The sequence below is a fragment of the Streptococcus parasanguinis genome (assembly GCF_019929185.1).
GTDB classification, from domain to species: Bacteria; Bacillota; Bacilli; order Lactobacillales; family Streptococcaceae; genus Streptococcus; species Streptococcus parasanguinis_O.
Map to the genome: position 1 here is coordinate 16,009 of NZ_JAHZPC010000002.1, position 14,707 is coordinate 30,715.

Annotated in this window: 12 protein-coding genes and 2 pseudogenes; 1 reads left to right on the plus strand and 13 read right to left on the minus strand. The window is 41.6% G+C overall.

The features are described from left to right. Positions 1-37: 37 nt before the first annotated feature. The 3 genes and pseudogenes from K1I56_RS01550 to K1I56_RS01560 form a co-directional block, all read right to left on the minus strand. Positions 38-2,023 (minus strand): peptide ABC transporter substrate-binding protein, encoded by a 1,986-nt coding sequence (locus K1I56_RS01550; protein ID WP_223324798.1) that lies wholly within the window; start codon positions 2,021-2,023, stop codon positions 38-40. Positions 2,024-2,145: 122 nt separating this feature from the next. Further along, positions 2,146-3,183, minus strand: coding sequence for a M42 family metallopeptidase (locus K1I56_RS01555; protein ID WP_223324801.1), 1,038 nt, complete (start codon positions 3,181-3,183; stop codon positions 2,146-2,148). Positions 3,184-3,741: 558 nt separating this feature from the next. Further along, positions 3,742-3,940: pseudogene (locus K1I56_RS01560) on the minus strand (IS3-like element ISBt2 family transposase); the annotation flags it as partial. A gap of 381 nt (positions 3,941-4,321) precedes the next feature. On the opposite strand from K1I56_RS01560, the gene gshAB reads away from it, so the two are divergent. Continuing rightward, positions 4,322-6,586: a bifunctional glutamate--cysteine ligase GshA/glutathione synthetase GshB gene (gene gshAB / locus K1I56_RS01565; protein WP_223324808.1), complete on the plus strand. Its 2,265-nt coding sequence runs from the start codon at positions 4,322-4,324 to the stop codon at positions 6,584-6,586. Between the two features lie 120 nt (positions 6,587-6,706). Here the strand turns inward: gshAB and K1I56_RS01570 are convergent. From K1I56_RS01570 to K1I56_RS01615, 10 genes and pseudogenes are all read right to left on the minus strand, one after another. Then, positions 6,707-7,090 (minus strand): annotated as a pseudogene (locus K1I56_RS01570) (transposase); the annotation flags it as partial. A gap of 6 nt (positions 7,091-7,096) precedes the next feature. Then, positions 7,097-7,306 (minus strand): hypothetical protein, encoded by a 210-nt coding sequence (locus K1I56_RS01575; protein ID WP_031573799.1) that lies wholly within the window; start codon positions 7,304-7,306, stop codon positions 7,097-7,099. A 130-nt stretch (positions 7,307-7,436) separates the two neighbouring features. Then, positions 7,437-7,883, minus strand: a complete 447-nt coding sequence (gene ybiA / locus K1I56_RS01580; protein WP_070506981.1) for a riboflavin biosynthesis intermediates N-glycosidase — start codon at positions 7,881-7,883, stop codon at positions 7,437-7,439. Beyond that, positions 7,870-8,514: a hypothetical protein gene (locus K1I56_RS01585; protein WP_070506283.1), complete on the minus strand. Its 645-nt coding sequence runs from the start codon at positions 8,512-8,514 to the stop codon at positions 7,870-7,872. The genes ybiA and K1I56_RS01585 overlap by 14 nt, the downstream gene beginning before the upstream one ends. A 197-nt stretch (positions 8,515-8,711) precedes the next feature. Next, on the minus strand, positions 8,712-9,095 hold the full coding sequence (locus K1I56_RS01590; RefSeq protein ID WP_134974568.1) for a DUF3592 domain-containing protein: 384 nt from the start codon (positions 9,093-9,095) through the stop codon (positions 8,712-8,714). Positions 9,096-9,389: 294 nt separating this feature from the next. Further along, the gene (locus tag K1I56_RS01595; RefSeq protein WP_134974567.1) at positions 9,390-9,974 is read right to left on the minus strand and encodes a DUF1307 domain-containing protein; all 585 of its coding nucleotides are present in this window, start codon (positions 9,972-9,974) and stop codon (positions 9,390-9,392) included. A 127-nt stretch (positions 9,975-10,101) separates the two neighbouring features. Next, entirely contained in the window at positions 10,102-11,100 is a 999-nt protein-coding gene (gene galE, locus K1I56_RS01600; RefSeq protein ID WP_134974566.1) for a UDP-glucose 4-epimerase GalE, read from the minus strand. A 64-nt stretch (positions 11,101-11,164) separates the two neighbouring features. Then, complete coding sequence (gene galT / locus K1I56_RS01605) at positions 11,165-12,637, minus strand: UDP-glucose--hexose-1-phosphate uridylyltransferase (RefSeq protein ID WP_223324810.1); 1,473 nt, start codon at positions 12,635-12,637, stop codon at positions 11,165-11,167. After that, positions 12,634-13,293, minus strand: a complete 660-nt coding sequence (locus K1I56_RS01610) for an HAD family hydrolase (protein WP_195915619.1) — start codon at positions 13,291-13,293, stop codon at positions 12,634-12,636. The genes galT and K1I56_RS01610 overlap by 4 nt, the downstream gene beginning before the upstream one ends. 9 nt (positions 13,294-13,302) lie before the next feature. Beyond that, positions 13,303-14,481, minus strand: coding sequence for a galactokinase (locus tag K1I56_RS01615; protein ID WP_263280635.1), 1,179 nt, complete (start codon positions 14,479-14,481; stop codon positions 13,303-13,305). Positions 14,482-14,707: the final 226 nt, after the last annotated feature.

A 14,707-nucleotide genomic window follows, 5' to 3' on the forward strand; every position in this document is an offset into this window, starting at 1 on the left:
ACAAAAAAACCGAGGCATCAGCCTCGGTTATCGATCCTTATTTAACGTGCTTCTTAAGATCTTCTTGTGCTTTTTTATTTGACTCTGCTTGTTCTTTTTGCCATTTTTCAAGGGCTTTGTTGTAATCAGCACTTGTCACAGCTTTGTCTTGGAGTTTCATTCCTTTGTAGATCACGTGGTCTTTTCCTTTACCACCAGTCCATGCAAATGGAGCTGAGAATGGTTCGATACGTGTCAAGAATGGACGTCCTGTTGATGAAGAAGTTGGCATAACAAGGGCGCTATCAGTCAACCAAGCTTGCGCAGCCGCATATTTTTCATAGCGTTTGTTGACGTCTTGTGTTTCTGCACCAGCATCCTTGATCATCTTTTCAAAGTCGTACAGACCAACTTTTTTAGCTGCTTCATTGTTTCCACTTGGGTCAAATCCAAGGAAAGTCTTAGTATTTTCACCAGATGAAGCTTTCAAGATATCCATGTAAGTTGATGGGTCTTGGTAGTCAGGGCTCCATCCAACATTATCAGAGAGATCCCAGTCTTCGCCAGCCGCATTTGGCGCAAAGAGGGTCACATTTTGAAGGTCTTCTTTTGAAAGCATTTGGATATCGATGACGATATTTTCTTTACCAAGTGCTTCTTCAACTGATTGTTTGAAGGATTGTACCCGTTGAACTCTTGATGGTGTGGTTTGGTCTACAGGCATATCGATGTGAATTGGGAATTTCACACCTTCTGCTTCCAAGGCAGTCTTCGCTTTTGCAAACTCTTCCTTCGCTTTCTTAGCATCGAAGAGACCATTTTGACCATCGTCTAGTTTAGTAGATTTCCACTCATCTCCGTAGGTATCCAATTGAGTTTTCACCATTTCACCAAAGGTCTTACCATTAGCTTGGACAAATGTTGGTGGAATGTAGAGGTTACGGATGATCTTGCTTGCTCCGTCTTTTCCGTTCAATTGAGCAGCATACGCTTCACGGTTGAAGGCAAAGCTGATCGCTTGACGGAAGTCCTTGTTCAAGAGAGCTTTCTTAGTAGATTGTTTTTCTTCATCGGTCTTCTTAGCAGTGTGTTTGTAAGATTGACGGTCGATGTTGGTACCAATAACATAAGAAGCGGCGTCTTGAGGAGTGTAGGTGATTTCGTCTTTGAATTCTTTGGCTTGCTCTGAGTAACCAGATCCAGTTGGGAAGAGTTTTGCCAAGCTAAGAGCATTTTCACCGAATGATTTGGCCAATTTACTTTGGTCTTGTCCATCGTAGAATTCCAATTTCACATCTGAGATGTAGACCTTGTCTTTATCCCAGTAGTTTTCATTCTTGGTCATTTCGATAGAAGATTTTGAAGTAAAGCTCTTCAAGATGTAAGGACCATTGTAAAGAAGGGAGCTGGTGTCACTTGCTTGAGCGAATTTATCCCCTTTTGATTTCACGAATTTTTCGTTGACAGGGAAAGTGATCCCAAGAGTCAATTTAGAGTTCCAGTAAGATTCTGGTTGGTTCAAAGTGATTTGAAGGGTATGATCATCAACTGCTTTTACTCCTACAGCTGAGAAATCTTTATTTTTACCACTGACGTAGTCATTCAAGCCTTTGATAGAATCTTGGATGATGTAGAGCATTTCTGATTTGTTATCAGCCGCATATTTGATCCCTGTGACGAAATCTTTAGCTGTTACATCCGCATACTCTTCGCCTTCTGAATCATACCATTTAGCATCGTCACGAAGTTTATAAGTATAAGTCAAGCCATCTTGGGAAACTGTCCAGTCTTTTGCAAGAGATGGAATCAAGTTCCCGTATTTATCATTTTCAAACAAACCATCAATCAAGTTTCCAGTGATATCGTGGGTTGCTGCTTTACCAGATGTGATATAGTTTAGGTTTTCTGGCTCAGTCTCATAGACATATGAGAATTTTTGACCGTTGCTTGAGCTAGATGATTTAGAACCACCCGAACAAGCTGCTAGGATACCTGCTGAAAGGAGAGCAACTCCCGCAAGTGCAATGACATTTCTTTTTTTCATGTAAATCTCCTCAAGAAATTTTAAGTTTATTTTAAGATTATACCACAAAGGTTTTCAGAAGAAAAGGAATTTTCAGAAAATTTTAGTTTATGAAAAAACTACTCCGTGGAGTAGTTCCATTTTTAATCTACCAAGTCGCTCTTGAGGTAGGCATCGACCATGCGCTCTGTTGCGACTACAGAATCCAAGTGAGTCCGCTCATATGAGTGGCTAGATTCGATCCCTGCTCCGAGGAGGGCATGTTTGACTTCTGCTCCTGCGCTCATGGCTGCAGAGGCATCTGATCCATAGAAAGGATAGATATCCAATTGATAAGGGATTTCTTGAGCTTTTGCCAAGGCTACTAAATGCTGACGGAATTCGTAGTGATACGGTCCAGAAGCGTCTTTGACACAGATGGATACCGTGTATTCATCCGTCGCTTGGTCATCTCCCATAGCTCCCATGTCCACTGCCAAGTATTCGACCACTTCAGCTGGAATACTTGAATTAGCCCCATGCCCCACTTCTTCAAAGACTGAAAAGGCAAAGGTGGTCGTTACTGGCAATTGGATCTGTTCTTCCTTGTACACGCGCAGAAGATTCAAGAGAATCGCTGCACTCACCTTGTCATCTAAGTGACGAGATTTAATAAAGCCAGTATCTGTCACAATGGTCCGGGGATCAAAGCTGACAAAATCACCCACTTCAATGCCAAGAGCACGGCTTTCTTTTTCATTGGTCACTTTTTCATCCAGACGGACTTCCATATTGTCCTGGGTCCGCTCGACAGTTCCCGCATCCTTGTAGACATGGCAAGAAGTCTGATGGACCAAAATTGTCCCCGAATGGGTCTTTCCGGTATTGGCTACATGGACCGTACAATTTTCCCCTTCAATCATATTCCAAGGGAAACCGCCGATACGGTCTAGCTTGAGGCGGCCATCTGCTTTCACCGCGCGAACAATAGCCCCCAAGGTATCCACATGGGCTGTGACGTAGCGTTGCTTGTCTGTGATCACACCAGGAACGGTCACATTCACGCCTCCCTTAGCAGTCCGAGTTACCTCATACCCAAAGCCTTCAATGGTTTTGACCAAATAGTCTGCGATCTCCCGTGTAAAACCGGTCGGGGAAGGAATGGCTGTCAATTCCTGCAAATAAGTCACTGTCTGATTCATAATGCCTCCAAATGTGTTTTTCTTTATTCTAGCATGAAATAGGTGGAATAGCTAGAGGAGAGGTTACAGGTTGGAGTTTTTCAACTCTTCCCGTACTTGCATTAGGAGAAAGCCAGAGTTCTATTTATATTTTCAACACATTTTGGGAGAGATTCATCTAGTGCACCTAAAATAAAAAAAGAAACTTGTCCACAACTAACGGTGTCTAAACAAGTTCCACGCAGGCTATTTCAATGGTGATACATAATTATCAGGATAAAATATGATGTAATTTTTGACAATATCTGTTAGACTATCTTCAGTTATGTTTCTCCACTTATGGAGATAGAAGGTTTCAGACTTGAGAATAGAGTGAAACCATTCGATACAGGCATTATCTGCTATTTCGCCTCTTTTCTGAGAATTCTTACACTCCTGTTTCCAGCGATAAAAAGTTGAGCATTTGACACCGAAACATTCTAAAATAATCGATACAGAGCACATTTTCTTATACTCTTCCACTAGCTTGATAAGACTTACTTTGTCGATTCTTTTATCAACTCTGATACTTTTTTAGTAATTCTACCTGCAAACGTAACTGTTCCACTTCAGATAACTGTTTCATCCCTTTACCATAAGTATATTGTTTCCCCACGGGTTGTTGGAAACGGTACAATTCATCATTCTGATACCATCGCAACCAGTTCTTGACCTGACTAGCATTTTTGATGCTGAGGGTATCCATGATAACTTTATTTGATTTGCCTGCCTTCTTCATTTCGATACAGGCTAGATTAGTTACTACTGAATATGCTTTTTGACCATAACAAAACACCCCTGTTTCTAGTTTACCAGAATTCAACAGGAGTGTTTTCTTGTGTCTCATTTTATGAGTGCAGTGCAGACCCTAGGGATTCTTTCGTTCTCATATATACGTCATTAGTATAGGCTAATTTGATTTAAATTCCAAGAGAAATAACATTTTACATAAAAATCAGTGGGTATTTTACAATTTTTGCATATAATAGAGCTAAAAAACAACTGGTTTTAAGAATTCGTATCTGAAACATTTGGAAATTCCCCTTAACCGTAGCGGAAATTTGTTTTCTTCTCCTATTTATAATAGACTATCACTAACATTAGATGAAAAGGTGACTCTATGACTATAAATCAACTGCTTCAAAAGCTGGAGCCTACTAGCCCTATCCTTCAAGCTAACTTTGGAATTGAACGCGAAAGTCTTCGTGTCGATAGACAGGGAAAATTAGCACATACGCCTCACCCTTCATGGCTAGGAGCTCGAAGTTTCCACCCTTATATTCAAACAGATTTTTGTGAGTTTCAGATGGAACTCATCACACCAGTTGCTAAATCTACCACTGAGGCTCTTCGATTTCTTGGAGCCATTACCGATGTAGCTGGACGTTCCATCAGTAAAGATGAACTTCTCTGGCCCTTGTCCATGCCTCCTCGTATCAACGCCCAAGAAATCCAAGTTGCCCAACTGGAAAATGAATTTGAACGCTATTATCGTAACTACCTGGCCGAAAAATACGGAACTAAACTACAAGCTATCTCAGGTATCCACTATAATATGGAACTAGGGAAAGATTTGGTTGAAGCCCTATTCCAAGAAAGTGACCAGATTGATATAATTGCTTTCAAAAACGCCCTCTATCTTAAGCTGGCTCAGAACTATTTGCGCTATCGTTGGGTGATTACCTATCTCTTTGGTGCTGCACCTGTTGCTGAGCAAGGCTTCTTCGACCAAGAAGTGCCAGAACTCGTGCGTTCCTTCCGAAACAGCGACCATGGTTATGTCAATAAGGAAGAAATACAAGTATCTTTTGCAAGCCTAGAAGACTATGTCTCTGCCATCGAAAACTATATCGAACAAGGTGATTTGATTGCGGAAAAGGAATTTTACTCGGCTGTTCGTTTCCGTGGACAAAAGGTTAATCGCTCCTTCCTTGACAAGGGAATCACCTACCTAGAATTCCGTAACTTCGACCTCAACCCCTTTGAGCGTATCGGTATTAGCCAAACTACCATGGATACCGTACACCTACTCCTTCTAGCCTTCCTCTGGCTGGATGCCCCTGAAAATGTTGATCAGGCTCTGGCTCAAGGTCACGCGCTGAATGAAAAAATTGCCCTCTCTCATCCTTTAGAACCTCTACCTTCTGAAGCTGAAACTCAGAACATTACGACAGCTCTAGACCAACTGGTGCAACATTTTGGGCTTGGTGACTATCATCAAGGGCTGGTCAAACAAGTTAAAGATGCCTTTGCAGATTCCAGTCAGACACTAGCTGCTCAACTTCTTCCTCATATCAAAGACAAGTCCCTTTCTGACTTTGCCCTTGACAAGGCGCTTGCCTATCATGATTACGACTGGACTGCCCACTATGCCCTTAAGGGTTATGAGGAGATGGAACTTTCTACCCAGATGCTGCTCTTTGATGCCATTCAAAAAGGGCTTCATTTTGAAATCCTAGATGAGCAGGATCAATTCCTTAAACTCTGGCATAAAGATCATGTCGAGTACGTCAAAAATGGTAACATGACCTCAAAAGACAACTATGTAGTTCCTCTTGCCATGGCTAATAAAACCGTGACCAAAAAAATCCTGGCTGATGCTGGCTTCCCTGTCCCTGCCGGCGACGAATTTACCAGTCTAGAACAAGGTCTAGCCTACTATCCTCTTATCAAGGGCAAGCAAATTGTGGTTAAACCAAAATCAACCAACTTCGGTCTGGGCATTTCCATTTTCCAAGAGCCTGCCAGCCTTGATAACTATAAGAAAGCTCTCGAGATTGCCTTTGCAGAAGATACAGCTGTTCTTGTTGAAGAATTTATCCCAGGAACCGAATACCGTTTCTTCATTCTGGACGGGCGTTGTGAGTCTGTCCTCCTTCGTGTCGCTGCTAATGTTGTCGGTGATGGCAAACACACCATTCGCGAATTAGTCGCTCAGAAAAATGCCAATCCATTGCGAGGCCGTGACCACCGCTCACCTCTGGAAATCATTAAGCTAGGAGACATCGAACAATTGATGTTGACTCAGCAAGGTTATGCACCTGATGATATTCTCCCAGAAGGGAAAAAGGTCAATCTCCGCCGTAACTCCAACATTTCTACGGGTGGTGACTCTATTGATGTCACTGAGACAATAGATTCCTCTTACCAAGAATTGGCAGCAGCTATGGCAACTAGCATGGGGGCCTGGGCTTGCGGGGTTGACCTCATCATTCCAGATAAAACTCAGCCTGCTAGCAAGGAAAAACCTCATTTCACTTGTATCGAGCTCAACTTCAATCCCGCTATGTATATTCACACCTATTGTGCTGAAGGTCCTGGACAAGCTATCACTCCAAAAATTCTAGACAAGCTTTTTCCAGAAGTTGCCACAAGTCAAACCTAAAACCTGATTCTTAGGAACAAACAAATCACCTTTATCTCGATGATATGATACCTCTTAAGTAGACAAGGTAAATACCTAAAATCTACGGCTCTTTGTCAACTTTAGTGGGTTGAAGAAAAGCTAAGCTCGAGAAAGGACAAATTTCGTCCTTTCTTTTTTGATATTCAGAGCGATGAAAATTCGCTTCTTGAAGTTTTCAAAGTTCCGAAAACCAAAGGCATTGCGTTTGATAAGTTTGATGAGATTATTAGTCGCTTCCAATTTAGCGTTGGAATAGGATAACTGAAGGGCATTGATGATTTTCCCTTTGTCCTTTAGAAATGTTTTAAAGACAGTCTGAAAAAGAGAATGAACCTTCTTTATATTGTCTTCAATGAGTCCAAAAAATTTCTCTGGTTCCTTATTCTGAAGGTGAAAAAGCAAGAGCTGATAGAGATTATAGTGGTATTTCAAGTCTTCTGAATAGCTCAAAAGCTTGTCTAGGATTTCTTTATTGCCTAAATTGTCAAATTAAGTTAGACTTTTCAAGTAACTCAGAAAAACTTGGTAGGGTGATTGAAATAGTTCTAATGGTAATTCATAGACTACCCTCTGTTCAGCTATTCCTCCTTCATCTGTAACAAAAAAATATTTCTCATGATGTCGCCAAATATGTTGTCCATAACCTTTTATTTCCTCAAACTTACTAACTTCTTCCCAGCCTAGTTTACTATATTTCATGTATGTTCTCCGATCTTTTCACTAATATCTTACATTACACCTTCAGGAATATCTCCTGTTGATCATTGTAACTATCTAGTTGACTGTTATACCAAACCCAGACTGTTAAATGGAATAGCTAGAGGAGAGATTACAGGTTGGAGTTTTTCAACTCTTCCCGTACTTGCATTAAGAGAAGGCCTAGCTTGTTCTTCCCAGAGCCATCTCCCCCATCAGCCCAGTAGTCGTCATTTCGTGTATGTTCGATGAGGATGGCATCTCCTGTTGCGACCAATCCCTTTGCAATTTCTGGATTTTGGCTAAATTTCATTCGAAGGGCCTGGAGCATCACCTCATCTTTGACCTCCTCCCAATCTGGTCTCAAGGGATTTTGACGATTGCGTCCCTCTAAGGCAGCATCCATTGGAGATGCTATCTGACGAATTTTTTCTTGAATTTGGGGCACTAAAAACTTTTGCGCTTGAAAATAATGCTCTGATGTTGGCCAGATTTTGCTTCCATCTGAAAAAGGGTAGGGAGCAAAATTGGACATAAAACCACAATCATCATTTACTTTATAAAATTTAATTTCTTTCACCTTCATCCTCGATTCCAAAATCTCTTAGTGATTTTTGCTTGTCTTTTAATAATTGTGTCACATAATCAGGCTCTACCTTTAAGAATAGCTTCAAGGTATCATGAATTCGCCAATAATTATCCTCAGGTTTGTCCATAATGGTTGAAAGGAAGTGTTTTAAGTAGGGGATGTATTCCGTATAATGTTCCTCACTAACCAAGCGATATATTTTTGAAATATCATAATATCCAGTCTCAGCCTGTTCGATGATTTTACAAACATAAGGACAAATTTCTCCTCTAGCCATCTTCTCTTCGCCCAAATCATACCGGCTCGCCCAATAATTTACGATATCATATAGAAAAATCCGATTCGTATCATCATAGCCATACAGACGATGCGAAATCATCCCTTCTAATTGCCCTTGACTGAACATCTGTGTCAAGACAGCAAAGCCTTCTCTAATTCCCCAAATGGTCAACAATCGAGAGGCTTGATAACGTAAATAGTCATCATCAATGTCCAATAATGAAGTCAACTTTTGAATGGTTTCCTCAGGAACATCCTCTAGATCAACATCTTCCAATATATCTGCATAATCAACCCCTTCAGGGACTTTATAAAATAAATCTTCAAATTCTTTATTGTTCATCACTTCTCCATTATTTGGGAAATTATTTTCAACGTCAATCCACTAAAGTCACTGGAAAACTATCTTCCCCTCTTTTCATTCTTTCTTCCATTTCTTTCCACTCAATCACTAATTTATACGGTTCTTCAGTTGGAATAAAGCAAGGGCTCCTAATATTTCTTCCTCAAATTGGAAGTAAACTGCATTCTCTTATTCCGTTACATGACATAGAAAAAAGTAACTATCACAATCAATAATATATAGAGAGTACCAAAAATAATGATATGTAATCGTAAGATTCTGTCATGACCTGGATACCTTTCAACGTAGCCTTGTTTAGGTTTTTGGGGATTACACCATACCGTCATTTTAGAACCAATTGGGAATATTTTTCTTAAATCTAATACATGATAAGGACTTCTGATAAATTTTGTATCAAATACGTCAGCTTTCGCTTTTTTCGAAGTTGTTGTTTCAAAAGTTGAATAAGAGAAACGTTTTTGATATATTTTTCCTTCTACCACATATTCAACAACTGGTAAGGCAGCTAAATCCGAACCATTTAAATAACTATGTTTAACCACTTCTCCAATAACTTGCATAGTTGAATATTTCTGGATATTCTTCTCCCTTTTATAGAATAAAAAATATATTAAAAGGAGGAAGCCAAAAAAAGCTGTGAAGGTGAATATTATTTGAATATATAGGGCTTTCGTCATTTTACAACCGCCTTACTATTTAAAATATATGAATAGAATTTAGTTTAAGGATTTTCTTTATTCCTTTGCCAATCATTCTTTAAACTCACTTTTATTTAAATCCTATTCTACCAAAATATGCCCATGAATTCATACCAAAAAAAAGAGAGCAGAAAACTGAGCTGCTCTTCATTTTGTTTATTTTTCTACCATTCCGCCCTTGATAAGACTGTCTTTCGTTACTGAATAACTAACTGTTTTGTCATCTAGGGGATTAAAGCCTGGGACGATTTCTTTTAATTTATTAAAATCGATTTTTGTGTAATCAATGGTATTGCGGATATAAAAGATTCCGTCTTTGTATTCTGATGTCAGTTCAAATCCATGGCCCATCAGATCTTTAAATTTTTCTTGACTCTTAGCAACGGCTTCTTTCATGGTTTCAAGAGGGTGCTCACCAGGCACTTTTGAGACGTCGTAATCATCAACTTTTTCTTGTAATAACAAGGTATCTCCCTTGTAGTACAAGGTGATGGTTGACTTACCTGCTTCATCACTCGTTTCGAGAACGGTTTTTTGTGCACCTGCTAGTGCATCCTCTTTTTTGCTTTCATCAGTTGATGACTCTTTTTTCTTTTCTTTAGCAGATGATTTGCTTGTTGCTTTACTGGTCGCTTTAGTGGACGATGGACTAGTAGATTTCGTACTCTCTTTTTGTCCGCAACCAGCTAAAAGAAGACCCGCTGTCAAGAAGACGGCTAACATTTTTGTGGTTTTATTCATTTTGAATACCTCACTTTTTATGATGGTTAAGGAAATGACTGACGTCTGAAACGAGTCATTTAGCAAGATCAACTGTCGTTTTAAATGTTATTAGAAAAGCCTCAAAAATGATGTTCGCAGTCCCTCCTTATCGATCATTGTAGCCATTTGGATGGCTAGAATGCCAAGCCCAGGCCGTTTGGATAATGGTTTCGATATTGTCAAATTTTGGTTGCCAACCAAGGATATCACGCGCCTTCTCAGAGGATGCGATCAAGGTATCTGGATCTCCTGGTCTACGATCAGCAATCTCAAGTGGGATCGGATGCCCCGTCACCTTGCGAGCCGCTTCAACGATTTGAAGATTGGAGAATCCAGTCGATGATCCTAGGTTAAAGGCAGTCGATTCATTCCCTTTTCTGAGATATTCAACCGCTAAAAGATGGGCGTCTGCCAAGTCAAATGGATGGACATAGTCCCGAACATTGGTCCCATCTGGTGTCTTGTAGTCATCTCCAAAAATAGCGATCTTCTCGCGTTTGCCTTGGGCCACTTGTAAGACGATTGGCAAGAGGTGGGTCTCTGGTCCATGGTCTTCGCCAATAGAGCCGTCAGGTTTAGCACCCGCTACATTAAAGTAACGAAGGGGCACATACTTGATGCCATAGGCTTGATCGGCCCAGCGCATGATGGTTTCCATCATGAGCTTGCTTTCGCCATAAGGATTAATCGGTTTTTGTGGAGTGGTTTCAAGAATCGGAATCTCTTCTGGAATACCGTAAGTGGCAGCAGTTGAAGAAAAGACGATGTAGTGCACCCCACATTCATGCATGACTTCCAAGAGTTTGACCATGCCAGCTGTATTGTTATCAAAATACTTCAATGGATCTGCCATAGATTCCGCGACTAGTGAGTATGCCGCAAAGTGGATGACCGCATCAATATCTGCATGTTCCTTAAAAACCCTGCGCATAAAGTCTTGATCCGCTAGGTCTCCTTGGTAAAAGACGGCATCTGGATGCACCGCTGCACGGTGGCCTGTGACCAGGCTATCGACCACGACGACTTTTTCCTGTCCTTCATTGACCAAGCGATCCACCATGTGGGAACCGATATAGCCAGCTCCTCCGAGTACGAGTATTGCCATTTGTTTTCCTTTCGCTTCTTTGTCTTCTCTCTTATTGTACCAAATTTCTGCCTCTTCTCCACACTTAAAGTGTCGCGACAAAGCGTCTAAAGGCTGCTTGGCCTTCTGCTGTTCGCTTGTAGACACCGGCATCTTCGAGCACGCGCGCAAAGATCTGACCGACCGATTCACGAACAATAGCTTCTGCTTCTGCTTCGTCTGTGACGGATGGGTGAGTGGCTTTCAAGTCAGTAGCCCAGTCCTGGTGGTAACTAGCCACACTGCTTTCACGTCCAAGTAGATAGTCTTGAACCTGCTTGAGCTCTTCCTTGAGTCGAGGTGGCAATATCGCCAAGCCCATGACTTCGATTAGGCCGATGTTTTCTTTTTTGATGTGTTGCACATCCGCATGCGGGTGATAAATACCATCGGGATGCTCTGGTGAGGTTTGGTTGTCACGGAGCACCAAGTCCAGTTCATAATGCCCATCACGAATCCGTGCAATGGGGGTAATGGTATGGTGGGGCTGACCGTCGGATGTGGCTAAGACTTGAACAGCTGGATCCGAGTAGCCTCGCCAGGCTGTGAGGATATGGTCTGCCAGGTCAATCAATTGCGCCTTGTTGTCCGATTGCAACCGGAGAACCGACATGGGCCAATTGACAATTCCTACCGATACAGCCTCAAATCCCTCAACGCTAAAGCTTTCCTCAACAGGAGCTAGCTCCATAGGGAAGGTATGGTGTCCGCCTTGGTAATGGTCATGAGTCAGGATGGATCCCCCTACAATGGGCAGGTCTGCATTGGACCCTGCAAAATAGCCTGGGAAAGTCTCGACAATGGTCAAGAGTCGCTCAAAGGTCTTGCGGCTAATGGCCATGGGAACATGCTGGCTATCGAGGAAAATGCAGTGTTCATTGAAGTAGGCATAAGGGGAATACTGAAAGCCCCAATCATGACCGTCCATATCAAAGCGAATAATCCTGTGATTAGCCCGAGCTGGATGGTCTAGGCGACCTTGATAGCCTTCATTTTCAAAGCACAATTGGCAGGCTGGATAATGACTGGCTTTGGCAAGTTTGGCCGCTGCAATGTCTTTAGGATCTTTTTCAGGTTTTGACAGATTGATGGTGATTTCAAGAGAACCGTAGGGAGTTTCAGCCTCAAAGGCAATGTTTTGCGCAATGGCTTTGACCTTGATGTAATCATTGCGCTTAGAGAGGTCATAGAAATCAGCAATCGCGTCTTCCTTGGACTGACGGTAGGTCTCCCAAAAGCGATGGTTGACCTGACTAGGGCTAGGGGTAATCCAATCCATCAACTCCGCACCCAAGCTGTCCTTGGCGGCCATACTGTCCTGGATCTTGCTATTTGCAACAGCGATCTCTACCAGCTGATCTTTGAGTGCGATCAACTCTTCTTTTTGAGCTGGGGCGTCTAGCCCTTCTTCTCCAATACGACTCATGATGCGATTTTTTAGATAAATCCGATCCATCTCTTCGTAGTCACTCGCCGCAATGACGGCTGTAACAAATGCATCTAAAATTCCCTGATTCATTGATTCTCCTTCTTACGTTTTAAATAGTCTCTGACAGCATCCAAATCCTGGAAAACTTGTTCTGCTTTAGTTAAGAAAGACTGTGCTGGTACTTTTAAATCTGGAACACATATGACTGGTATTCCAGCCCGATAGGCTGCTTCAATCCCTGCCTCACTATCCTCTAGCACTAAGCAATTCTCTGGTAAAGCATTCAAATCACTACAAGCCTTTAAAAATATATCTGGGTAAGGTTTACTTCGTTTGACATCTTTTGCAAAAACTAAATGGTCAAATAGGGACAGTACCCCATTGCTATCCAAGATCATTCTAGCCCGAGATTCAACACTTGAAGTTGCTAAGGCGATTGGAATGCCCTCTGTTTTCAAAAAAGTAAGTAAATTTTTAGCACCTTTTTTTAAATGAACACCTTGGGCTAAGATTCGACCTTCTAGTTCATAAACTTTAGCCAGAGTTTGCTCGAAATTCCATGGTAAATCATAGGTATCCAAAAATCGTTGAACATTCTCCTCTTCCCTATGTCCACTGTAGTCTCTAGAATAAGTTTCTTCTGTGAAAGGAATTCCAAAATCTCTAAGCAATTCTTGATAAACTTTTAGAGAAATGATTTCAGTATCGGCTAATAAGCCATCTAAATCAAATATTACAGCTTCCATTATTATCACCTAGTCTAAAACTCGTGTCCCTGCCGCAACTTCTGCAATATAAAAGCTTGGCGCATAGCCAACGACTTCTTCATAGCGGTTGCCGACAGCTTCTTTAAAGGCTTCAACCTTATCTTTGTTTACAAGGGCGATGGCGCAACCACCAAAGCCTGCTCCTGTCATACGAGCGCCCAAGACGCCTTCTTGTTCCCAGGCTGTATGCACCAAGGTATCCAATTCTAGACCTGTCACTTCGTAGTCATGCTCCAAGGATACGTGGGAAGCATTCATGAGACGGCCAAAGCCTTCCAAATTCCCTGCTTCAAGTGCCTTACGAGCTTGGAGGGTCCGTTGGTTTTCAAGTACAGCATGGCGAGCCCGTTTGATGCGGTTTTCATCCTTGATCAAGTAGCTGTAAGCATCAAAAGCCCAGAGATCCAATTCCCCTAAGGTTTGGATATCCAATTTTTCTTGGAGTTCAGAGACGGCGGTTTCACATTCTGCTCGACGTTCATTGTATTTGGAATCCGCTAATTCCCGACGTTTGTTGGTATTCATGATGACTACGACATTGTCTTTGAGGTCCAGCGGTACCAGATCATACTCTAGGGTGTTGGTATCGAGATAAATAGCCCGTTGGTCGGCTCCCATACCGATGGCAAATTGGTCCATGATCCCAGAGTTGACTCCGATGAAGTGATTTTCAGTTTGTTTGCCGATCTTGACCAGATCTAGACGATCTAACTGAAGATCATATAGTTTCTCAGCGATGACGCCAATCAAGAGCTCAAGCGAAGCTGAAGAAGAAAGACCGGATCCATTTGGAATATTGCCGTAGACATAGACGTCCATTCCGCTATCAATAACATGACCCGCTTCTTGCAAGAAATGGAGCACGCCTTTTGGATAGTTGGTCCAGTTGTGCTCTTTTTCAAAGTGGAGATTATCCAGTGGGACTTCAATGATCCCCTTGTCTTCAAAGTTTCCTGAGAAGAAACGCAAGACCTTATCCTCACGCTTTCTTGCCGCTCCGTAGGTACCAAGAGTGATAGCCGCTGGGAAGACATGGCCACCATTATAGTCCGTATGTTCACCAATCAGATTAATCCGTCCTGGTGAGAAGAAAGTGTGGTCAGCCTTTTCCCCAAAGACAGCCTGGAATTTTGCTTGTAAATCTTGAGATGTGATTGTTGTCGTCATGAGAAACTCCTTTAGTTTTGTAAACGTTTTTATACTTGTATTATATCTGATCGCAAGTAAAACTTCAAGTGTTTTTAGTAAAATTTTATTAATTTTTTATTTTATGTCAAAAAAGGCTATAACAAAGGGTTTTACTCCGATTCCAACTTCTATTCTATCATTGCTTTTTTGATTAAATTTTAGTAAAATTTTACCAAAAAATCTCAATTGGGGGTGACCCAATTGA